24 protein-coding genes, 1 rRNA gene and 1 pseudogene are annotated in these 20,593 nt (G+C 33.4%); 17 read left to right on the top strand and 9 right to left on the bottom strand.

Going from position 1 to position 20,593, the window contains the following annotated elements; all coding sequences use genetic code 11:
• Position 1: 1 nt before the first annotated feature.
• The 4 genes from AAGD26_RS06510 to AAGD26_RS06525 form a co-directional block, all read right to left on the bottom strand.
• Positions 2 to 811, bottom strand: coding sequence for an MFS transporter (locus tag AAGD26_RS06510; protein WP_341752337.1), 810 nt, complete (start codon positions 809 to 811; stop codon positions 2 to 4).
• Complete coding sequence (locus AAGD26_RS06515) at positions 768 to 1,238, bottom strand: MFS transporter (protein WP_341751573.1); 471 nt, start codon at positions 1,236 to 1,238, stop codon at positions 768 to 770. The genes AAGD26_RS06510 and AAGD26_RS06515 overlap by 44 nt, the downstream gene beginning before the upstream one ends.
• A 101-nt stretch (positions 1,239 to 1,339) precedes the next feature.
• Positions 1,340 to 1,783: a nucleoside deaminase gene (locus AAGD26_RS06520; protein WP_341752338.1), complete on the bottom strand. Its 444-nt coding sequence runs from the start codon at positions 1,781 to 1,783 to the stop codon at positions 1,340 to 1,342.
• Between the two features lie 10 nt (positions 1,784 to 1,793).
• Positions 1,794 to 2,702 carry a cation diffusion facilitator family transporter gene (locus AAGD26_RS06525; protein ID WP_341751574.1) on the bottom strand — a complete coding sequence of 303 codons (909 nt, stop codon included), beginning with the start codon at positions 2,700 to 2,702 and terminating at the stop codon, positions 1,794 to 1,796.
• A gap of 135 nt (positions 2,703 to 2,837) precedes the next feature.
• On the opposite strand from AAGD26_RS06525, the gene AAGD26_RS06530 reads away from it, so the two are divergent.
• The 3 genes from AAGD26_RS06530 (at position 2,838) to AAGD26_RS06540 (ending at position 4,958) form a co-directional block, all read left to right on the top strand.
• Positions 2,838 to 3,308 (top strand): RT0821/Lpp0805 family surface protein, encoded by a 471-nt coding sequence (locus AAGD26_RS06530; RefSeq protein ID WP_341751575.1) that lies wholly within the window; start codon positions 2,838 to 2,840, stop codon positions 3,306 to 3,308.
• A 152-nt stretch (positions 3,309 to 3,460) separates the two neighbouring features.
• Positions 3,461 to 4,156 (top strand): phosphatidylserine decarboxylase, encoded by a 696-nt coding sequence (locus AAGD26_RS06535; protein WP_341751576.1) that lies wholly within the window; start codon positions 3,461 to 3,463, stop codon positions 4,154 to 4,156.
• 37 nt (positions 4,157 to 4,193) lie between these two features.
• Positions 4,194 to 4,958 (top strand): CDP-alcohol phosphatidyltransferase family protein, encoded by a 765-nt coding sequence (locus AAGD26_RS06540; protein WP_341751577.1) that lies wholly within the window; start codon positions 4,194 to 4,196, stop codon positions 4,956 to 4,958.
• Positions 4,959 to 5,079: 121 nt separating this feature from the next.
• Here the strand turns inward: AAGD26_RS06540 and AAGD26_RS06545 are convergent, their stop codons facing one another.
• Positions 5,080 to 5,412: a HesB/IscA family protein gene (locus AAGD26_RS06545; protein ID WP_341751578.1), complete on the bottom strand. Its 333-nt coding sequence runs from the start codon at positions 5,410 to 5,412 to the stop codon at positions 5,080 to 5,082.
• Positions 5,413 to 5,655: 243 nt separating this feature from the next.
• Here AAGD26_RS06545 and AAGD26_RS06550 point away from each other — a divergent pair, with 243 nt between their 5' ends.
• From AAGD26_RS06550 to dut, 4 genes are read left to right on the top strand one after another with little or no spacing between them, the layout of a single operon-like run.
• Entirely contained in the window at positions 5,656 to 6,807 is a 1,152-nt protein-coding gene (locus AAGD26_RS06550) for a deoxyguanosinetriphosphate triphosphohydrolase (RefSeq protein WP_341751579.1), read from the top strand.
• A 3-nt stretch (positions 6,808 to 6,810) separates the two neighbouring features.
• A complete protein-coding gene (argS, locus tag AAGD26_RS06555) occupies positions 6,811 to 8,544 on the top strand; it encodes an arginine--tRNA ligase (RefSeq protein ID WP_341751580.1) in 1,734 nt (577 codons plus the stop codon).
• A 24-nt stretch (positions 8,545 to 8,568) separates the two neighbouring features.
• Positions 8,569 to 9,378: an SPOR domain-containing protein gene (locus AAGD26_RS06560; protein ID WP_341751581.1), complete on the top strand. Its 810-nt coding sequence runs from the start codon at positions 8,569 to 8,571 to the stop codon at positions 9,376 to 9,378.
• A gap of 53 nt (positions 9,379 to 9,431) precedes the next feature.
• Positions 9,432 to 9,875: a dUTP diphosphatase gene (gene dut, locus AAGD26_RS06565; protein WP_341751582.1), complete on the top strand. Its 444-nt coding sequence runs from the start codon at positions 9,432 to 9,434 to the stop codon at positions 9,873 to 9,875.
• 76 nt (positions 9,876 to 9,951) lie between these two features.
• On the opposite strand, the gene AAGD26_RS06570 is transcribed toward dut, so the two are convergent.
• A complete protein-coding gene (locus tag AAGD26_RS06570; RefSeq protein WP_341751583.1) occupies positions 9,952 to 10,656 on the bottom strand; it encodes a winged helix-turn-helix domain-containing protein in 705 nt (234 codons plus the stop codon).
• A 473-nt stretch (positions 10,657 to 11,129) separates the two neighbouring features.
• Here AAGD26_RS06570 and rpsF point away from each other — a divergent pair, with 473 nt between their 5' ends.
• The 7 genes and pseudogenes from rpsF (at position 11,130) to AAGD26_RS06595 (ending at position 14,216) form a co-directional block, all read left to right on the top strand.
• Entirely contained in the window at positions 11,130 to 11,498 is a 369-nt protein-coding gene (gene rpsF / locus AAGD26_RS06575; RefSeq protein ID WP_341751584.1) for a 30S ribosomal protein S6, read from the top strand.
• A gap of 27 nt (positions 11,499 to 11,525) precedes the next feature.
• Positions 11,526 to 11,810 (top strand): 30S ribosomal protein S18, encoded by a 285-nt coding sequence (rpsR, locus tag AAGD26_RS06580; protein ID WP_341748426.1) that lies wholly within the window; start codon positions 11,526 to 11,528, stop codon positions 11,808 to 11,810.
• A gap of 13 nt (positions 11,811 to 11,823) precedes the next feature.
• Positions 11,824 to 12,378, top strand: a complete 555-nt coding sequence (gene rplI, locus AAGD26_RS06585) for a 50S ribosomal protein L9 (protein WP_341751585.1) — start codon at positions 11,824 to 11,826, stop codon at positions 12,376 to 12,378.
• Positions 12,379 to 12,553: 175 nt separating this feature from the next.
• Positions 12,554 to 12,670, top strand: a pseudogene (locus AAGD26_RS07305) (ISAs1 family transposase); the annotation flags it as partial.
• Between the two features lie 163 nt (positions 12,671 to 12,833).
• Positions 12,834 to 13,004, top strand: coding sequence for an MFS transporter (locus AAGD26_RS07310; protein ID WP_410520613.1), 171 nt, complete (start codon positions 12,834 to 12,836; stop codon positions 13,002 to 13,004).
• A 7-nt stretch (positions 13,005 to 13,011) separates the two neighbouring features.
• On the top strand, positions 13,012 to 13,944 hold the full coding sequence (locus AAGD26_RS06590) for an MFS transporter (protein ID WP_341751586.1): 933 nt from the start codon (positions 13,012 to 13,014) through the stop codon (positions 13,942 to 13,944).
• A gap of 143 nt (positions 13,945 to 14,087) precedes the next feature.
• A complete protein-coding gene (locus AAGD26_RS06595; protein ID WP_341751587.1) occupies positions 14,088 to 14,216 on the top strand; it encodes a hypothetical protein in 129 nt (42 codons plus the stop codon).
• Between the two features lie 439 nt (positions 14,217 to 14,655).
• On the opposite strand, the gene AAGD26_RS06600 is transcribed toward AAGD26_RS06595, so the two are convergent.
• From AAGD26_RS06600 to AAGD26_RS06610, 3 genes are all read right to left on the bottom strand, one after another.
• Positions 14,656 to 16,160 (bottom strand): 16S ribosomal RNA (locus AAGD26_RS06600).
• Between the two features lie 208 nt (positions 16,161 to 16,368).
• Complete coding sequence (locus AAGD26_RS06605; protein ID WP_341751588.1) at positions 16,369 to 17,532, bottom strand: FAD-dependent monooxygenase; 1,164 nt, start codon at positions 17,530 to 17,532, stop codon at positions 16,369 to 16,371.
• Positions 17,532 to 17,792, bottom strand: coding sequence for a monovalent cation/H+ antiporter complex subunit F (locus AAGD26_RS06610; protein WP_341748154.1), 261 nt, complete (start codon positions 17,790 to 17,792; stop codon positions 17,532 to 17,534). The genes AAGD26_RS06605 and AAGD26_RS06610 overlap by 1 nt, the downstream gene beginning before the upstream one ends.
• Positions 17,793 to 17,900: 108 nt before the next feature.
• On the opposite strand from AAGD26_RS06610, the gene AAGD26_RS06615 reads away from it, so the two are divergent.
• The 3 genes from AAGD26_RS06615 to AAGD26_RS06630 are packed head-to-tail and all read left to right on the top strand — an operon-like array spanning position 17,901 to position 20,586.
• Positions 17,901 to 18,902, top strand: coding sequence for an NAD(P)/FAD-dependent oxidoreductase (locus AAGD26_RS06615; RefSeq protein WP_341751589.1), 1,002 nt, complete (start codon positions 17,901 to 17,903; stop codon positions 18,900 to 18,902).
• Entirely contained in the window at positions 18,902 to 19,786 is an 885-nt protein-coding gene (locus AAGD26_RS06620; RefSeq protein WP_341751590.1) for a bifunctional 5,10-methylenetetrahydrofolate dehydrogenase/5,10-methenyltetrahydrofolate cyclohydrolase, read from the top strand. Before AAGD26_RS06615 ends, AAGD26_RS06620 begins: the two co-directional genes overlap by 1 nt.
• Entirely contained in the window at positions 19,783 to 20,586 is an 804-nt protein-coding gene (locus tag AAGD26_RS06630) for an outer-membrane lipoprotein carrier protein LolA (protein WP_410520614.1), read from the top strand. Before AAGD26_RS06620 ends, AAGD26_RS06630 begins: the two co-directional genes overlap by 4 nt.
• Positions 20,587 to 20,593 lie beyond the last annotated feature (7 nt).

Below are 20,593 nucleotides of genomic sequence, written 5' to 3' on the forward strand. Positions count from 1 at the left end.
ATTAATTATTCTTCGCCATTTGCTGCTTATTAATAGTCATATAAAACACTAATATCATGCTAATTGAAATGATCAGCATGAATAATGGTAGTTGTATCAATGATCCATCATGCATATGCCCTATTAATCCTGTAAAGCTTGCAACAATTACATAATACATAAAACCAAAAAGTGAAGATGCCGTGCCAGCAAATTTACCATAATCTTCCAAAGCTTGACTTAAGCAGTTTGGAACTATCATTGTCTTACCTGTCATAATAATACCTAGCCATAATAAAGTTTGTAATAAAGAACCTGTCACATTATCTTTATTAATTAGATTAAAATAGCTAGATGAAAAGAATAGTAGAGATCCTAAACACATAACTTTAATAGCTGTAAAGATAATATTATCAGAAGTTCTTTGCAGTTTATGCATCTTTTTGGATATAAGTCCACCTAAAGCTAAGGGAATACATATAAAGAATGTTATCATACCAAAAGATGAAGTTGAAATATTTAGTCCTGAGATAAAATAAAAAGGTGCTTCAGTAAAATAACCAAATAGCATACCATTCACTGCTCCAATTAAAAATGCTAAACCGAGCAATCTTGGATCTCTGATCATTTTAGCAAAACATTCTTTGTAAAGTGGAATAACCAAACGTTCAGTTCTAAGATTTAGGTTAGTTTCTGGAAGTCTAACTGATATTAACACCATGATAAATATGGCAATCACTATCAGAACAAGAAATGCCGCCGACCAATGATAAAATTTTATAACAAAACTACCTATAACTGGTCCTATAGCAGGAGAAAACGCCGTGGCAATAGCTTATCGTTGAGAACATTTTACCACGCTCTGCTGGTTTTACTACATCTCTTGCTATAGCAATGCCTAATACTGAGCCAACACTAGCTCCAAAAGCTTGTATAAATCTTGCAGCAAATAACATATTAATATTATCTGCTAGATAACAAATGAAGCATGATAAAGCATAAATCAAAAATCCTGTAAGTACGCAAGGCTTACGCCCATAACAATCAGATAAATTACCCCATATTAAAGCACCAATAGCAAAACCGAACAAATAAATAGTAAGTGTGTATTCAGCTAAATTAGCACTAATTGCTAAATCCTTGGCTAAATCAGGAAGTGAGGGAGTATAAATAGTCTCGCTTAATACCGGTATGGTAACCATTAGTATAATAATATATAGTGGTGCGACTATGATATTCTCAATTTTATCTAGTTTCATTAATAACTTCCATTGGTTGCAGATATTGTCCTTTATATACTCTAGCATGCTCACCATTCATTTCCAAATCCAATTTTCCAAATCATTTAAGTATACCCTATCTATTCCAGTGATCTGACTTTTTTAAAAAATTCCTTCATTAAATTCTCAGAAATTTCTGCTGAAAAACCACTATATATTTCAGGATGGTAAAAACAAGATTTACTGTTAAAGAAACGCCCACCATTCTCAACTCCTCCCTGTTTTGGGTCGTTTGCTGCATAAAATAATCTACCTATCCTAGCAAAAGATATTGCAGCAGCACACATTGTACATGGTTCTAAAGTAACATACATATCACAGTCTGATAGATTCTTACTAGATAGAATTTGACAAGATTGATTTATCGCGACAATTTCAGCATGGAGTAGCGGATTCTTTGTTTGTTCAACAATATTATGAGCCTTTGCAATAACTTTGTTACTTATTCTATTGACTATAACAGCCCCTACCGGAATTTCATTTTCATTTAAAGCAAATTGTGCTTGCTTTAAAGCTTCCTCCATGAAAAAATTGTTAAATGGAGTTGATGTTTTCACGGTAGTTAACTTTTTCTTCATAACCATATGGATCTAGATGAATAATTATTTCTGCCCCTGGAAACTCTAATAGCAATGCACTGGAAATTTGATCACTATGATGATGAGAACTATATAATGACATATCTCCATCCATTTCTATGTGACATTGTATAAACGGTTTACTTGCAGCGTATCTAGTTTTCATTTCATGGATGCCTTTTACTTCTTTAAAGCTACTAATTATTGATATAATTTTTTTTCTATCTTTTTCCGGTAATTCTTCATCAATAAGATTTTTAAAAGCCTTTCTGAATAAAACATAAGAAGTATATATTATATATACTGATATACCTGTACCAAATAATGAATCTATAAACCAAAAACTAGTAGTTAAGTTTATAGAAACGATTACCGCAACATTTGTTAGTAAATCTGTAAAATAATGTAATTTATCTACTTTTATTATTTCCGAACCAGTTTTTTTTATCACGTAACTTTGATAAGCCACCAAAATAAAAGTTAAGATAATACATGAAGACATTACATTAGTGCCAAACTCTATATTATTTGGAACTGATCTATCTATAAGAGATTTTGCTGAAGAAGAAAAAATAAATAAGCCAGAAACACAAAAAAATACTGATTGTGAAAAAATTGCTACATCTTGGATTTTCTCATGTCCAAATCTATGATGATAATCAGGGGGCTGCAGTGCAAAACGAATAGCAATCAAATTAATAAAAGACGATGAAATATCAAGCATAGCATCAATTAAAGATGCTAAAATAGACTGGGAATCAGTTACAAGCCACCCATAAGATTTAATAAGCAAAATGAATGTAGCTACAATAAAAGATGCGTAAGATGCAGATTTAATTAAATTTTGATGCTCTAAAGTAGCCATATAAAATTTCAATTGTTTTATAATATAAAATACATTATTATCCAGCTTAGTATACTCTAATCAAGAGATGTGTCAAATTTAACACCTCTTAATAAGGTTTCTTGTATATCTTTAACTTAAAATTATATGGTTTTTATGAATTTAACATTCAAAATTACGGCAATTATTTTGGCAGCAACAATGTTGCATGGCTGTACCGGTATGAATAAACAAGGTGGTGGAACATTAATTGGTGGTGTAGCTGGTGGACTTTTAGGATCGCAATTTGGTAAAGGGACCGGTCGTCTTGCCGCAACTGGTATAGGTGTTTTAGCTGGTGCACTTATTGGTGGTCAAATTGGTCAGACTATGGATGAATATGACAGGAAATTGCTAGAGCTAAGTTCGCAGAAAGCATTAGAGACTACTCCTAGTGGTCAGAGTGTAGAGTGGCGTAACCCAGATAGTGGTAATTACGGGTATGTAACACCAAGCAAAGCTTTCAAAGACGATAGTGGTCAGTATTGCCGTGAGTATACTCAGGTAGTTGTTGTGGGTGGTAAGCAAGAAAAAGCTTATGGGAAAGCTTGTCGTAGACCAGACGGTCAATGGGAAATTGTGCGATAAGTTTTATCAAAACTTATCATCGGTTGACCTTTATACCCCGTTTAGAATATAACATCAGGCTAGCACTAGCCTGATGTTTCTATTGTAAGCCCTACCAACTTTTAAATTACCCTTAAGTAAATGGGATAACGTAACAAAATTAGAGAGTGAGAATGAAGCAATATAGTGATTTTTCGAAGATTATTCATCGTGAAGGCTACATATTTATCGTAAGCTTTGCAGTTGTGACTTTTTTACTTTCTACTGTTCATAATAGTTTTGGATATGTAGGATTAGTTATAACGATTTGGTGTATATATTTTTTTAGGAATCCGGATCGATTTACCCCTATTAGTGACGATCTAGTAGTCAGTCCAGCAGACGGAACAGTGCAAAAAATAACTGAAGCAATTCCTCCGCTAGAACTTGGTCTTGGTAATCAGGAAATGATTAGAGTTAGTATTTTTTTGAATATTTTTAATGTTCATGTAAATCGTATTCCAGCTAATGGAAAGATTTTATCCCTACATTATAATCCAGGAAAATTTTTCAATGCCTCTCTTGATAAGGCAAGTATATATAACGAACGTCAGTCTGTTTTAATGGAAACAAATAGTGGTCATAAAATTGCTTTTGTTCAAATAGCAGGATTAATAGCAAGAAGAATATTATGTGATTTAGAAGAAGATACTGAGGTTAGAGTTGGTGATAGGTATGGTATCATCCGATTTGGTAGTAGAGCTGACGTCTATTTGCCACTTAAAACTGCACTTTGTGTTACTGAGGGTCAGACTTCAGTTGGTGGAGAAACTATTATTGCTGATTTTAGGATCAAGAAAACATCTGAACTTAAGTTTGAAAAAAGGTAATATTCTTACTGCTTTAATATAAGTATATAGGTATAAATTGCTTAAAATACACAAAGTTAAAATAACAAAACCAATTCCGTTTATAAAATTGCTTCCTAATTTTATCACTTTATTGGGTCTTGTGGTTGGTATTAGTGCCATTAAATTTGGGTTGGATGGTCTATGGGAAAGGGCTGTATATTGCACCTTAGTTGCTGCTATAATAGATGGAATTGATGGTAGGATAGCAAGAATGCTAAATGCTACTAGTCCGTTTGGTGCTGAACTGGATTCATTATGTGATTTTGCTAATTTTGGAATAGTTCCGGCTGGTCTTATATATTTATGGTCTTTTCAGCAATATGAATATAAAGTATTTTCATGGGGTTCTATATTATTGTTTATCGTATGCATGGCATTAAGGCTTGCAAGGTTTAATACTGCTATTCTTCATAAGGTACATAATAAGAAACTAGAATATTTTTCTACTGGCGTACCTGCACCTTGCGGGGCTTTACTTGCTCTAGTACCCATGATTATAGATTTTGAAGTGAGTGGTATTTTAGGTATTAATGTTCGTATCCATACCGTTATGATAGGTTTGTATATTGTGGTAATCGCTTTTTTACTTGCCAGTAGGTTACCGACATTTTCAACAAAAAATATTAAGATAAAACACGAATATTTATCATTAGCGATGATGGTATTTGCTGTTATCATTATAAGTCTTATTATATATCCATGGTATTTGTTACCATCCATTGCCTTTATATATATGTTATCTATACCAGTGTGCTATTTTATTAGTAGGAAATTCTATTAGATTTGTTGCATAATAACTAGGGACAAGTAAGTTAGTCAAGGAGAAGGACTTACTTTTTACAGTCTATGACTATAACTTTTAATCATTTTGCCAACTCTTCAGGTTAATTGAGTATATACAGTTATACAGAGAATGAATTACCACACCCACACTTGTTTTTTGCAAGGGGGTTTCTAATTTCAAAATAGGAACTACCTAATTCTTCGATAAAATCTATTATACAATCAACCATAAGCTGCTGAGATATTTCATCGATAACTACTTTAATATTATCTTTTTCTATAATACAGTCATCTTTTGTTATGTCATTGCTTGAAACTAGAGCATAATTATAAACAAATCCAGAACAGCCTCCACCATCAACAACTACTCTAAGAACCAAACTTGGATTACTTTCTAATTTTATTAGCTCATCTACTCTTTTAAAAGCATTATCAGTAACTTTTATTGACATGTTCTTATATTATAAAGACCATTAGAATAATCCTAAAAACCTAATTTTGCAAGAGTTTCATTTAAAAACCTTGAAAAGCTTGCTAGGTAATTCTATACTGGTGTTAAATAGGCTTGCTATTATCCACATCTTTGGATTCGTGGGACATTATCCTAAACTTGTTTTAGGATGACGTCGGTAACTTCAAATGTCGATAGCTTCTGAAAAATGTGGGTAATAGTACGGTTAAATAGGAGTTAATATATGCTTGCTTCATATGCAGTAGATCCAGCCAAGAGTAGGGGGAGATTGTTTAATGAATATCCTACATCTTATAGAAATGAATTTGAACGAGATCGGGATCGTATAATTCATTCAAAGGCTTTCAGACGTTTACAATATAAAACCCAGGTTTTTATTAATCATGAAGGGGATCATTATCGAAATCGCCTTACTCATTCGATTGAAGTTTCTACGGTTGCACGTTCTATTGCTAAAACCCTTAATTTATCAAGTGATTTAGCTGAAACTGTAGCTCTTGCTCATGATCTTGGGCATACTCCTTTTGGTCATGCAGGGGAGATCGCACTAAATAAATGTATGGAAGATTATGGTGGATTTTCCCATAATGCTCATTCATTAAAGATTCTTACTAAAGTAGAGAAAAGATATGCGGCTTATAATGGATTAAATTTGACATGGGAAGTGCTAGAAGGAATTGTTAAACATAATGGTCCTTTAATAAATAACATACCTAAATATATAGTAGAGTATGATTTACAACATGATCTTGATTTATCTCACTATTCCTCAGCTGAAGCTCAAATTGCTTCATTAGCTGATGATATTAGTTATATTTCTCATGATTTGGAAGATAGTGTTGGTGCTAAGATTATTGATTTTAATCATCTAGCAGAAATTAAATTTATTGATCAATATGCTTTTGAAATTAAGTCCAAGTTTAAGGATATAACAACTTCTCGTCTTATTTATGAAATCGTACGTAAATTGATGAGTGATTTAATTACCGATCTATTGCTACAAACAAATGATAACTTACAAAAACAGAAAATAACTACAACAGCTGATATACGACATCTTGATTATCAGATTGTTGATTTTACTGACGAGACAAAAGAACATATAACGGCAATTAGACAATTCTTGTATAATAAAGTATATAAACATAATAAACTGACTTCTATAACTTTAAAGTGTCAAAATATTATACAAGGGTTATTTAGGGTATATATGGATAATATTGATTTATTACCATTTAGTTGGAAGGAATTAATTATACCAGGGGATGTAAAATCCAAAGCTGATATAGTAGCAGATTATATAGCTGGCATGACTGACCGCTTCGCTATTCAAGAATATCAAGATCTTTATTCCTTCAATTTTAATAATATTTGATTTATGAATATATTTAATAAATTACGTGAAGATATCATTAGTGCAGCTAGACAAATATGCGATAATGAAGATGTGTTAAAATTGGCGGCTATAGAAATTCCTAAAGATAATCTCAATGGTGATCTTTCAAGTAATATAGCTATGATTATCGCTGCAAAACAAAATATTAAACCTAAGGAACTAGCTATTAGATTTAAAGAACTATTAACGCCTCTTCCATATATCGCGTCTATAGAAGTTGCTGGTCCAGGATTTATTAACTTTACTATCAAAGCTGATATGTGGCATAACTCTATCAATGATATATTGCTGGATAAGGAGGATTTTTTTAAGATTAATTTTGGTAATAATCAAAAGGTTAATATTGAATATGTATCTGCAAATCCAACTGGTCCTATGCATATTGGTCATGCTAGAGGTGCTGTTTATGGTGATGCTTTAGCCAAAGTTCTAGATAGTACTGGCTATATTGTTACCAAAGAATATTACCTTAATGATGCCGGTTCTCAAGTAGATGATTTAGCTAGTTCAGTTATTTTACGCTATAAACAAGCATTAACAAAAGAAAAGATCGTAATACCAGAAGGGCTTTATCCTGGAGAATATTTGGTAGATATTGGACAAAAGTTGGTGGAAAAATTTGGTGATAAATTATTAACAATGACCGATAGGCAACGTCATGAACTCGTTAAGGATTTTGCAGTAGAAGAAATGTTAGCTATAATTAAGCAGGATTTAAAGGAGCTAGATATTGAACACGAGGTATTCTTCTCAGAAAAGTCACTGCATGATAGTGGTAAGATTGATGAAGTTGTACAAATGCTTACTAAAATGGGACTAATATATGAGGGGCAGTTGTCCCCTCCTAAAGGTAAAATAGATGAATCTTGGGATTCAAGAACTCAGAAATTGTTTAAATCTACGGCTTTTGGTGATAATCAAGATAGACCAATAGAAAAATCTGACGGTAGTTGGTCATATTTCGCCTCTGATTTAGCTTATGCTAAGAATAAAATAGATCGTGGTTTTGATCATCTAGTTTATATTCTAGGTGCAGATCATTGTGGCTACGTAAAAAGAATTGAGGCAATAGTTAAAGCTCTTGGTGGAGAAAAAGTTAAAGTTGATGTTAAGATTTGCCAGTTAGTAAATTTTGTTGAAAATGGTATCGCTATAAAAATGTCAAAACGTAGCGGTAATTTTACTAGTGTGCGAGATGTAACAAATGAGGTAGGTAAAGATATAATAAGATTTATAATGCTAACCCGTAAAAATGATATTGCTCTTGACTTCGACCTAGTAAAGGTAAAAGAACAATCAAAAGATAATCCTGTATTTTACGTACAATATGCTCATGTTAGGACAATATCTATACTGGAAAAATCTAAAGAATCCATGCCAAAAGCATATGGTAAATTCTTAGAGAATGAGTATGACTTGTCGTTACTTTCCAGCGAAGAGGAAATAGAAATAATTAAACTTCTTGCTTCATGGTCAAAAGTTTTAGAGATTTCGGCAAAATATTTTGAACCCCACAGAGTAGCTTTTTATCTGATTAATTTAGCTTCAAAATTCCATGCTTTATGGAATTTTGGCAAGGAAAATAACGATTATCGGTTTCTAATTGAAGATAATATAGAGTTAACCACCGCTCGCCTTGCTTTAGCAAAATCTATTCAAAAGATTATAAAAGTTGGTTTTGATGTTATAGGGGTAACACCTATGAATAAAATGTAATGAAGTATTGTAATTTGTAAGTTGATGACTAACCGCACTTTACTCTTATTAATTATTCTCTCAATAATTAGTGGTATTACATATTTAGTTTATACTAATTACAGCCGAAATAGTGGTCAAGTAGTAATAATTTACCCTGATCCATCACCTACAAAAATTAAACCACAAGATAGTGGTGGGATAGTAATACCAAATGCAAATAATATAATTTATGAGAGTTTACAACAAAAAAAGACCAACAAACCTATAATATTACAACCTGAACCGGAAAAGCCATTAAATATTGCTAAACAAAAACTAGCAGAAAGTGATGAAGAACTTGACTCGATAGACACGATTTTATTTAGTATAGTAGAAACTGATCAAGCTAAGTATGAAAAACACAAACTAAGTAAAGATGAAGAAGGAACAGAAACAATTTTACCTAATATAGTAAGAAATGACTTGGTGCAAAAAGAGAATTTAATAGAGCAAAAATTTGTTCCAATAGTTCAACCATCTAATAATAAAGCTGGTTTAAATGTCATAAAAGTTACTGAATCACATCGCAAAATTGATGAAACACAGTTAAATAAGTCGAATCAAGGTGGTTATAAAATTCAACTAGCCTCGGTAAAATCTGAATCAGAAGCTAACCAAGAAGGAGAAAGAATCAAAAAAAAATATGCAAAAATTCTTAATAATACGGTAGTAAATATTAAGAAGATACAATCTAGTACAGGAAGTTTTTTCTATTTAGTATTAGTAGGTAATTACCAAAGTATAAGCCAAGCTAAAGCGATTTGTAAGAAACTATCTGACAATCAGCAAGGTTGTATAATTACTAACCGTTGATGGATTTTTAAGGCAGTTCCAATCAATATCATACCAAAAAAAATATTATATTTATGAACATTAAAATTAAGAAATTAGAACATTCTGTAGATCTTTTGCCCAGTTATGCTACTGAGCATAGTGCTGGTATGGATCTAGTGGCAGCAAATATTAAACCAGTCACTATAAAACCACAAGAAGTACAGTTAGTACCCACGGGAATTTGTATAGCATTACCTAGTCATTTAGAAGCTCAAATCAGACCAAGATCAGGTTTAGCACTAAAACATGGTGTTACCGTGCTGAATTCACCTGGTACAATTGATGCTGATTATCGTGGTGAGATAAAGGTAATTTTAATTAATCATCATCCTAAAGAAGATTTTGTAATTGAGCGTGGCATGAAAATTGCTCAAATGGTTATTGCTAGATATGAGCAGATATTATGGGATGAGGTTAATTCGTTAGATGAAACCTCTAGAGGTTCTGGTGGATTTGGTTCAACTGGGAAATTCTAAATTAACCTGATTCGATATAAGAATTATTAATTCTTATATCGAATTCAGGTTAAATAGATAATTTTTTACTTTAATTCTAAGAATTTGGCAAATCAAGGCAATATCCTATAGCACGGATCGTTTTTATAAATACCTCAGATTCTTTATTTTTTAGAGATGTTCTTATTCTATTTATATGTACATCAATAGTACGTAGATCAATAGCTGTATCTCTGCCCCACACTTTGTCTACAATATCTTGACGGGAAAATATTACTTTAGGTGCTTTGATAAAAAGTTGTAAAATCTTAAATTCTGTTGGTCCTAAACGAATTATCCTGCCGTTATTAGTTACTTTATAGGTAGTAAGATCCATACTTACTTCCTTATATTTTATAACTTTATCTTGTAGAATTAAATTAGATCGTCGGAGTAATGATCTTATTGAAATCATTAGCTGATCTGAAGTGAATGGTTTAGTAAGAGAAACAACAAAGTTATTATCTTCTAAAGTATAATTAGACGGTGATTCTCCGGAATGTAGCAAAAAAATTATTGGTACTTTCTCTAAACCATTAATTTCTCTTAGTTTAGTTGCTATTTCTGTAGCAACTTTATCTTGTACCATCGAATCAACAATAATTATGTCAGGGTGATTTGCAATAGAGGAAGCTATAGCTTTTTCTATTGTGTTAGCCTTAACAAGATTAAACCATGCTCTCTCTATGACATTAGATAAAGAAACGTTAATGCTTTTAGTTGATTCTATAATAAGAACTCTAGGTGGTAATTTATCAAACATTTTAAATACTAATTAAATGAAGACTTTAGGCATGACTAAATTCTTCTCTGTATACCCAAATGATTGAGGGATTGGAGCATAAAACAAGGTATAAGCATGCTAGACATACATGTAAGTAATGTGAAGTACGCAAATCCTCAAAGTTTTTGCTGAGTCAATTTTTTAAAGTAAAAAGAGCATAGTTCAGTTATGCAAGAGTCTAATGTTACATATATTGTGAATTTATTGTAATGATATTAATTTGACTTTTTAAAGTGCAATATTATCGAATTAATTAATAAATTTCTACTAAATTTATTAATATAAGTCTACTAATTTAATTATTTATTTACAATCCGTGTAAAACGGTTATATTTTTGCAATCAAAAGGTATTAGTGATTTATTAATTATGCTCTATAATAAAGATAACACTTGAATTAAATGTTTTTTATTGTTATAAATGGCTTTATTTTATAGCTGGAGATTCTTATATATGGCTTTTTACGAATCAGTTTTTATCATACGCCAAGATATTTCGTCTGCTGATGTAGATAAAATTACCGATGACTTTACTAAAATTGTTAAAGATAGTAACGGTGAAGTTATTAAAACTGAATATTGGGGTTTAAGAAGTTTAGCCTATAAGATTGGTAATAATAAAAAAGGACATTATGTTTTTATGGGGCTTAAAACTGATTTTTCGGTAATAAATGAACTGGAAAGGAAAATGAAGCTAAGTGAAAATATTATTAGGTTTGTTAATATCAATGTTGATTCAATAAGTGCTGAACCTTCGCCGATTCTAAGAAGTAAAGGTTCAGATCATGAAGAAACAGTTGATGTAACAATTAATAAAGACTAAATAGTAATAAAATTGGAAAAGATTAAAATGTTTGAGAATGATGCTGTTGACTCTCAGTCAATGACTAGAATGGTTGATAGAAGTAATAAAAGAGTGTTTTTTAGAAAACGTAAGGGATGTCCTCTTTCTATTCCAAATGCTCCAGTAATTGATTACAAGAACCCTGATTTGTTAATAAAATTTGTATCAGAAGGTGGTAGAATGTTGCCTAGTAGGATTACCAATGTATGTGCCAAAAAGCAAAGAAAACTGAAGAATGCTATAAAAATTGCTAGAATCCTAGCGTTGTTGCCTTTTGTATTTCAAATTTGAGCAGAGGAATAAGATGGAAGTTATTTTGATTAAACCTGTAAGAAAACTTGGAAAGATTGCAGAGATTCTTAAGGTAAAAAAGGGGTTTGCTCGTAATTATCTTATCCCCAAAAAATTAGCAATTAGGGCAACAGAACCTAATAAACAGTTCATAGAAGCCCAAAAACATGATCTTGAAATGAAAGAGCTAAAAATAAGATCTGAGGCAGAAGATATTAATAATGTTATAAGTGGTAAGGAATTAATATTTATTAAGCAGTCTGCTGATGATGGTCGGTTGTTTGGTTCAGTGAATAATAAAGAAATTGCTGAAAGTTTGTCTAAGGCTTCTTTGCACTTAATATCACATTTAAGTATAATTCTTGAGAACCCGATAAAATCAACAGGTGTATTCGTGGTAGAGGTTAGGTTGCACGCTGAGCTTAGTACAAATATAACGGTAATTGTTGCAAGGTCAGAATCTGAAGCACAAGATTACTCAAGGAACAATAAGCAAGATACTATTGACCTTCTTGAAAGTTCTGAACAACAAGAAACCTCTACTCCTAACGATGTGGAGCAGTTATAACATTTATCCATAGTTAAAGACGTCGATTAGTGAGGAGTCACTTTAGTGGCGACGAAACAACCCATAAAAATGATTATATTATATTGGATTGTTTCGTTGACCTATAGTCTTTTCTCGCAATGACAACGTAATGTTAATTACGTCAGTATCCGTATCCGCTGAAGCGATGTTAAAAAGCATAAGATCTCATTGGGGAATTGAATCTATGCATTGGGTACTCGATGTGGTATTTAATGAAGATGCGAGCAGCATACGTCAAGGCAATGCTCCTGCAAATAATGCCTTAATAAAATTTAACTAATTGTTCATCAGGTCGCCGTGGTTATGAAGCCAGATAGAATTAAAAACACCCTCATTATACCATTATACATTATTATATTAATTATTGCAATACCTATATTAAGTGAAACCATTTATACTCCCTCACTCCCTCACTTCCTAACTTAGCCAAGGATTTGGCAATTAGTGCTAACTTATCTGAATACACACTTACTATTTATTTGTTTGGTTTTGCTGTTGGCGTGTTAATATGGGGTAACTTATCTGATTATTACGGACGTAAGCCTTGTCTACTTGCGGGATTTTTAGTTTACGCCTTATCGCTGCATTTGTTATTTAGCAGATAATATAAATATGTTACTGGCTGCAAGATTTATGCAAGCTTTTGGTGCTAGTGTTGGTTCAGTATTAGGGACAGCCATAGCTAGAGAGGCAATACCACCAAAAGATCGTGGTAGGGTATTCTCAACTATAACTATTGCTATGGCCTTTGCTCCTGCTATAGGTCCAGTTATAGGTAGTTTTGTAATAAAATTTTATCATTGGTCAGCCGTATTTCTTGTACTAATCGTAATAGCAATATTCATTATGGTGTTAATATCAGCTAAACTTCCAGAAACTAACCAAAATCTAATGGTTAAACGCTTAGCTATTGGATTATATAAAGAATGTTTTAATAAAATGATCAGAGATCTAAGATTTCTCGGTTTTGTATTTTTAGTTGGAGCAGTAAATGGCATTTCATTTGGCTATTTTGCTGAAGCACCTTTTTATTTTATCTCAGGACTAAATATTACCACTTCATCATTTGGTATGATAGCATTATTTCCGTGTATTCCCTTAATTTTAGGTGGGCTTATATCTAAAAAGATGCACCAAATGCAGAGAACCTCTGACTATATTATTTTTGCAGGCATTAAGCTTATGTGCTTAGGAGCTATGTTATTCTTTTTATCTAGTTATTTTAGTCTAATTAATAAAGATGATGTAACAGTATCGGTATTACAAACTTTATTATGGATGAGTATGGTTAATATTGGTAGTACGATGGTAACTCCTAACTGTTTCGGTCAGGCTTTGGAAAATTATGGTCAATTTGCTGGCACTGCTGCCTCACTCTTTGGTTTTATGTATTATGTAATTGCTGCAGGTTTTACAGTGTTAATAGGACATATGCATGACGGAACATTGGTACAATTACCATTATTCATAATGATCATTTCAATTAGTATGATGTTAGTATTTTATATTGCCATTAATAAGGAGCAAATGGTGAAGAATAATTAATAGATTACCCCCAGTTCGATATAAGAATTAATAATTCTTATATCGATACTTCAGGTGGGCAGCTGCTTCAAACCTAAAAGAAGTCTAATAGAACAAAGGGACATGTATTTGTCTGTATGTTGGCATTAAAAATATGGCACTATATGAAAAATAAGTTGAAACAGGGTTGTGGAGTAACTAAGGATGGTAAATATAATGTGACCATTGAGGAAGCATTAAGAGAGTTGGGAAAAAATGTTTTTTATATTACACTATCAAAGGTTGTAAAGTAGCAAGATTATCAAAATTAACGTCTCTTCAGCAACATTTATTCAATTTATTTGATCTAACAATGCCCCAAATGACAAAATTTGCAAAATGATAAAATGTAGTCAGTAAAGAAAATTTAATTTTCTATCCCATACACCGCATACTAACCTCGTTTTATGGCACAATTTTGATCCTATCTATCTCGAAGATAAGTCACGTAGGAATAATGGTTTGACTACGTTTCGTTCGCTCGTCACCCGTACGCCTAACTAACCAACTCTTAAAATTCATCAAGTATATATATTGGGAAATATTTATTTTGCTAGGCTTGGTGAATATAAAAAAATACTTAAAGAAAGAGCTGTTTTTAAAAGCTTCATAAACAATCAGTTAAAGGTAGTGACAGCGAAAGTCGAACTTAGGCAAATATTACAAAAGTAATATTTGCTATGTTAAGTCTTTAAAGGAGGTAATCCAGCCGCAGGTTCCCCTACGGCTACCTTGTTACGACTTCACCCCAGTCGCTAATTTTACCGTGGTTGGCTGCCCCTCTTACGTTAGCTCACCACCTTCAGGTAAAACCAACTCCCATGGCGTGACGGGCAGTGTGTACAAGGCCCGAGAACGTATTCACCGCGGCATGCTGATCCGCGATTACTAGCGATTCCAACTTCATGCTCTCGAGTTGCAGAGAGCAATCCGAACTGAGATATCTTTTAGGGATTTGCTCCACGTCACCGTCTTGCTTCCCTCTGTGGATACCATTGTAGCACGCGTGTAGCCCAACCCATAAGGGCCATGATGACTTGACATCGTCCCCACCTTCCTCCGGCTTATCACCGGCAGTTTCCTTATAGTTCCCGGCATTACCCGCTGGCAAATAAGAATGAGGGTTGCGCTCGTTGCGGGACTTAACCCAACATCTCACGACACGAGCTGACGACAGCCATGCAACACCTGTGTGTGGTCCAGCCGAACTGAAGGGATGCATCTCTGCTTCCCGCGACCACCATGTCAAGGGTTGGTAAGGTTTTTCGCGTAACATCGAATTAAACCGCATGCTCCACCGCTTGTGCGAGCCCCCGTCAATTCCTTTGAGTTTTAATCTTGCGACCGTACTCCCCAGGCGGAGTGCTTAATGCGTTAGCTACGAAACCGAAAGAAATTCTCCCGATATCTAGCACTCATCGTTTACGGCGTGGACTACCAGGGTATCTAATCCTGTTTGCTCCCCACGCTTTCGTGCATCAGCGTCAGTTGTAGCCTAGATGACCGCCTTCGCCACCGGTGTTCCTCCTAATATCTAAGAATTTCACCTCTACACTAGGAATTCCATCATCCCCTACTACACTCTAGATTAGTAGTTTTGAAAGCAGTTCCGAGGTTAAGCCTCGGGCTTTCACTTCCAACTTACTAAACCGCCTACGCACTCTTTACGCCCAGTAATTCCGAACAACGCTAGCCCCCTCCGTCTTACCGCGGCTGCTGGCACGGAGTTAGCCGGGGCTTTCTTGGTCAGGTACCGTCATTATCTTCCCTGCTGAAAAGGGCTTTACAACCCTAAGGCCTTCGTCACCCACTCGGTATTGCTGGATCAGGCTTTCGCCCATTGTCCAATATTCCCCACTGCTGCCTCCCGTAGGAGTCTGGGCCGTGTCTCAGTCCCAGTGTGGCTGATCATCCTCTCAGACCAGCTACAGATCGTTGGCTTGGTAGGCCATTACCCTACCAACTACCTAATCTGACACGGGCTCATCCATCAGCGATAAATCTTTCCTCCGAAGAGAATATACGGTATTAGCATTTATTTCTAAGTGTTATTCCGTACTGATGGGCAGATTCCCACGTGTTACTCACCCGTTTGCTACTAACTAATTCAGAGCAAGCCCTAAATTAACCCGTTCAACTTGCATGTGTTAAGCATACCGAAAGCGTTCGTTCTGAGCCAGGATCAAACTCTCAAGTTTGATTCTGTCTACTTTTTATTCAAAAAATTGACAGGTTTAATTTATCACTTTTAGTGATAAGTACATTTTGCTGTCACTACCTATATCTGATTATTTACTTTTAAAAACAGCTTGCGAGTTAAACGAGCAATCGTCTTTTCGTAGGGGTAATCATATGCAAAATCTATTATGCTGTCAACTGCTATTTTGATTTTTTTTGCATAACCTTCTAATTTTTTAGATTAAACCTTTGACCCATGGCATACTCTACTAACAAATTCTTAATAGGCTGTATATTATCAATAGCTTTAAGCCCCAAACGTCTTAGATACCACAAGGGTTTTGAATGGTTTGAGAAAATACTATTTAAGCTTTCAGTAATCATATACATATGAAAATTATCATTTTGTCTTAATTTTTGATATCGTTCTAGCATTCCTGTACTTATACCACTACTAGCCACTAATTGAGTTAAAGTTTCAATATCCTTTATTCCTTGATTCAAAGCCTGACCAGCTAGAGGATGAATTGTATGGGCACTATCTGCCACAACTGCTATTTTATTATAAAAATATTTACTAGCTATACGAGCCTTTAAAGGAAAAGAGCTAATAGTACTATCTAAAGCAATAGACCCTAAAGAATTCCCACAATTTTTACTTACTAAATACTCAAATTCTTTCTTTGGTAAGCTCATCAATAATGCAGCCTGCTCTTGCCTAGTAGTCCATATTATAGATGAGGCCTTTTGGTCTCTGAGAGGTAAAATGGCAAAAGGACCAGATGGCATAAAATGTTCAATAGCACAATTTTCGTGATCTTTCTCATGCTTAATATCAAACGTTAAGGCGATTTGGTTATAGGTTTTCTCTATTTTATTAAAAAAATAATATTGACGAACTTTAGAATTATGTCCATCACAAACAATCAATAAGTCACTATTCATAGTCTTATTGTCATCTAGATATATGGTTGAATGTTCAGGTTTACTATCAACTTTTTTATAATCACACTGATCAATTACCTTAATCAAAGGGTTTTTTCTAACATTTGCTAGTAATATTTTTTTAAATTCACTATTTTTTACTATATAACCTAATGCATCATTTCCCTTAATATTTGACATACATAGCATCTCTGGTGCTTTATTATCAACAACATAGACGTCCAACATTTTGCTAGCTATCTTCTCAATCTCAAACCATACATTAAGGCCTCTTAGAAACTGCATAGAAGCAGGGGTTAAGGCGGTCGTTCTGATATCAGTACAAAAATTATCAGAATTTATCGATTGATACTCAAGGATGGTAGTCTTAATATCCTCTTTCGCAAACGATAATGCCGTAAGCATACCACTGAAACCACAACCCAATATTATTATTTGTTTTTCCATCACATCACATTATTAGATTGATTGATAAAATACTTTAAATATGCTCCACTTGCTATAAAACTTAAGAGAAAATAAATTATAGCAATATCTAAATAACAATTATTCATTTTAAATGACCCAAGAAAACAAATGAATAAGGTTATTATACTAGTTAAACTATTTAGCACTAAGAGTTTGACAAAAATATTTACATTTTTAAGTAATAAATAGATCATTAAACCAATAAACAAAATATTGATAACTAAATAAAAATTTATCATGATACAAAATTAATTTAAACTGATTAGTTGATTATTTATCCATTCTAACATAAAATCCCGGTATCGTTAAGAGTTTGACTATTTTTTTATTTATAAAAATTTTATTTTATGCACAACACTGATATTATAATAATTGGTGCAGGTCCAGTTGGTCTATTTGCTATTTTCCAAGCTGGGATGCTTGGTATGCGTTGCCATGTTGTTGACTCGCAGGAGATAATAGGAGGGCAATGTAGCCAACTTTACCCAGAGAAACCTATATATGACATACCAGCATATCCTAAAATTATGGCAGAAGAGTTGATAGCACAATTGGCATTGCAAGCACAACCGTTTAATCCGGTCTATCATCTAAATCAGCAAGTAGTGCAGTTGGAAAAAGAAGAGGGGCAATTCCAAATTACCACTTCTAAAGACACCATAATTACTGCTAAAGTTATTATTATAGCTGCTGGATGCGGTTCTTTTGGACCTAATAGACCTCCATTACCTAATATAGAAGCATTTGAGGGAAAATCAGTATTTTATTTTATCAATAACCGCAATAGTTTTGCCAACAAAGAAATTGTAATAGCTGGTGGAGGCGATTCGGCTGTAGACTGGGCAATATCACTATCTGAAATTGCTAAAAAAATATATTTAGTGCATAGGCGTGAGAGATTTCGGGCAGCTCCTGAAACTATAAGACAACTGAAAGAATTAGCAGATAATGGCAAAATTGAGTTGGTAATTAATTATCAACTAGACCATTTAGTAGGAAAAGATGGTATCCTAGAAGCAATCGGAGTAAAGGATTTTGAAGGGAATATTCGCACCTTACCAGCAAATATATTATTGCCATTTTTTGGACTTAGCCAAGAACTTGGTCCGATAAAAAATTGGGGATTAAATCTCAAAACTAATCATATAATTGTAGAACCTTCATATTTTGAAACAAATATTTCAGGCATTTATGCAATTGGCGATATTGCTAGTTATCCGGCAAAATTAAAATTAATTCTTACTGGTTTTGCCGAAGCAGCTAGCAGCTTACATCACGCCTATGGCAGGGTATTTGAGGGTAAGGCCTTACACTTCGAATATTCAACTACCAAAGGAGTGCATAAATAGTGAATGAACGTAGTAATATAATCAATGGTAAATATGTTGCAGAACAAATATTATCTAAGTTAAGGGCAGAGATTAATTTAATCAAGGAGCAACACAAGTTAGTACCAACTCTTGCTATTATACTAGTGGGTGATAACCCAGCTAGTAGTATATATGTAAGAAATAAGATCAAAGCAGCAGGAGCAATTGGTATGAACGCTTTGCAAATAAATTTGCCCAGTGAAATTGATATTGACCATATGCTGCATGAAATCAGCATGCTCAACAATGATTCAAATATTTCTGGAATTATCGTACAACTTCCTCTACCTGAACATATCAATAAAAATTTAATCTTATCTGCCATCGATCCTAGCAAAGATGTCGATGGTTTCCATCCTATAAATGTTGGTTATCTACATAGTAACTCAGGCAATGGCTTTATACCTTGCACGGCTCTTGGTTGCATTGAATTACTTAAACACGTTGAGAAAAATTTAGCTGGAAAAAATGCTGTAGTTATAGGGCGTTCTAATATTGTAGGTAAACCATTATCAGCTTTATTACTTAGAGAAGATTGTACTGTGACGATATGCCATTCAAGAACTCAAAATTTAAGTTCTATAACTTCCCGTGCTGACATAGTAATATCAGCTACCGGATCCCCTTTGACATTAACAGAAGAATATTTTAACCCTCAATCTATAGTGATTGACGTTGGTATTAGTAAACTTCCTAATAGCGACAAGATGGTAGGAGACGTTGATTTTACCAATGTTGTTGATAAAGTGAGATATATAACCCCAGTTCCAGGTGGTGTTGGACCAATGACTGTCGCTTATTTGCTAAAGAATACACTTAAAGCAGCAAAACAAAATATAACACATATTAGGTATAAAAGATGAGCTGGCTTTGTAAAGGTATTATTGCCATTTATTGGTTTCTAACCATAGCCTATGCTGAAGTAGAGTTCTTGCATAACTCTACTTCTACTGGTAATTTGGGCGTTGGGACTAGACTCGAATCCTCACGTACACTAGAGTACGCTACGATTCTGCGTTCCGATCCTCCTACAAATTCCCTAGTAGAAGCGAATTCTGCTAGAGCTCTAATATTAGAGAATAGACCTTTTGATAACAAAGCTATTGATCAACTTAAAATATATTTACGTGAAATAAAATCCATGGCTGTGGACTTTAGCCAAGAGGATTCAGCAGGGAATAAAGCTGAAGGTAAGTTATTAATAAATAAGCCTTCTAAGTTTCGATGTAATTATTACCCACCATTCCCTTTGGTAGTTATTGGTAATACTAATTATGTTTCCGTGTATGATTATGATATGAAACATGTAAGTCGTATTAAGGCAGAGGAGAATGTATTTAATTTTTTATTAGAAGATAGTATAGATTTTGATAAATATTTCAAAATTGAGTCAGTAATAGATCAAGATAATATGTTTAAAATTACTATTTATCATACTTTATCAGAGCGGCGTAGTCAGATTACCTTTGATAAAAAAACTAAACAAATAAAAAAGCTAGAAATACTTGAAGATGAAAATGTTATTACGATAATATTTAATCATATTGCAAAAGTACAAAAATTTGATGATGATTTATTTAAGCTTAAGAATCCAGACATATTCGGAACACCAAGTAGACTGACAAAAAACGATATAGAAAAAAAATACAATTTAGCTACTTAAATAACTT

The organism is Candidatus Tisiphia endosymbiont of Piscicola geometra (assembly GCF_964026415.1).
In the GTDB taxonomy this organism is placed as follows: domain Bacteria; phylum Pseudomonadota; class Alphaproteobacteria; order Rickettsiales; family Rickettsiaceae; genus Tisiphia.

Excerpts from the sequence above, each read along its gene's own strand:
- AAGD26_RS06605 (WP_341751588.1), bottom strand. The coding sequence starts at position 17,532 with ATGGAAAAACAAATAATAATATTGGGTTGTGGTTTCAGTGGTATGCTT.
- dut (WP_341751582.1), top strand. The coding sequence starts at position 9,432 with ATGAACATTAAAATTAAGAAATTAGAACATTCTGTAGATCTTTTGCCC.
- AAGD26_RS06550 (WP_341751579.1), top strand. The coding sequence starts at position 5,656 with ATGCTTGCTTCATATGCAGTAGATCCAGCCAAGAGTAGGGGGAGATTG.
- AAGD26_RS06520 (WP_341752338.1), bottom strand. The coding sequence starts at position 1,783 with ATGGAGGAAGCTTTAAAGCAAGCACAATTTGCTTTAAATGAAAATGAA.
- AAGD26_RS06560 (WP_341751581.1), top strand. The coding sequence starts at position 8,569 with ATGACTAACCGCACTTTACTCTTATTAATTATTCTCTCAATAATTAGT.
- AAGD26_RS06530 (WP_341751575.1), top strand. The coding sequence starts at position 2,838 with ATGAATTTAACATTCAAAATTACGGCAATTATTTTGGCAGCAACAATG.
- AAGD26_RS06630 (WP_410520614.1), top strand. The coding sequence starts at position 19,783 with ATGAGCTGGCTTTGTAAAGGTATTATTGCCATTTATTGGTTTCTAACC.
- rplI (WP_341751585.1), top strand. The coding sequence starts at position 11,824 with ATGGAAGTTATTTTGATTAAACCTGTAAGAAAACTTGGAAAGATTGCA.
- AAGD26_RS06570 (WP_341751583.1), bottom strand. The coding sequence starts at position 10,656 with ATGTTTGATAAATTACCACCTAGAGTTCTTATTATAGAATCAACTAAA.
- AAGD26_RS06535 (WP_341751576.1), top strand. The coding sequence starts at position 3,461 with ATGAAGCAATATAGTGATTTTTCGAAGATTATTCATCGTGAAGGCTAC.
- AAGD26_RS06615 (WP_341751589.1), top strand. The coding sequence starts at position 17,901 with ATGCACAACACTGATATTATAATAATTGGTGCAGGTCCAGTTGGTCTA.
- rpsR (WP_341748426.1), top strand. The coding sequence starts at position 11,526 with ATGTTTGAGAATGATGCTGTTGACTCTCAGTCAATGACTAGAATGGTT.
- AAGD26_RS06610 (WP_341748154.1), bottom strand. The coding sequence starts at position 17,792 with ATGATAAATTTTTATTTAGTTATCAATATTTTGTTTATTGGTTTAATG.
- AAGD26_RS06545 (WP_341751578.1), bottom strand. The coding sequence starts at position 5,412 with ATGTCAATAAAAGTTACTGATAATGCTTTTAAAAGAGTAGATGAGCTA.
- argS (WP_341751580.1), top strand. The coding sequence starts at position 6,811 with ATGAATATATTTAATAAATTACGTGAAGATATCATTAGTGCAGCTAGA.
- AAGD26_RS06595 (WP_341751587.1), top strand. The coding sequence starts at position 14,088 with ATGAAAAATAAGTTGAAACAGGGTTGTGGAGTAACTAAGGATGGTAAA.
- AAGD26_RS06525 (WP_341751574.1), bottom strand. The coding sequence starts at position 2,702 with ATGGCTACTTTAGAGCATCAAAATTTAATTAAATCTGCATCTTACGCA.
- AAGD26_RS06590 (WP_341751586.1), top strand. The coding sequence starts at position 13,012 with ATGTTACTGGCTGCAAGATTTATGCAAGCTTTTGGTGCTAGTGTTGGT.
- AAGD26_RS06515 (WP_341751573.1), bottom strand. The coding sequence starts at position 1,238 with ATGAAACTAGATAAAATTGAGAATATCATAGTCGCACCACTATATATT.
- rpsF (WP_341751584.1), top strand. The coding sequence starts at position 11,130 with ATGGCTTTTTACGAATCAGTTTTTATCATACGCCAAGATATTTCGTCT.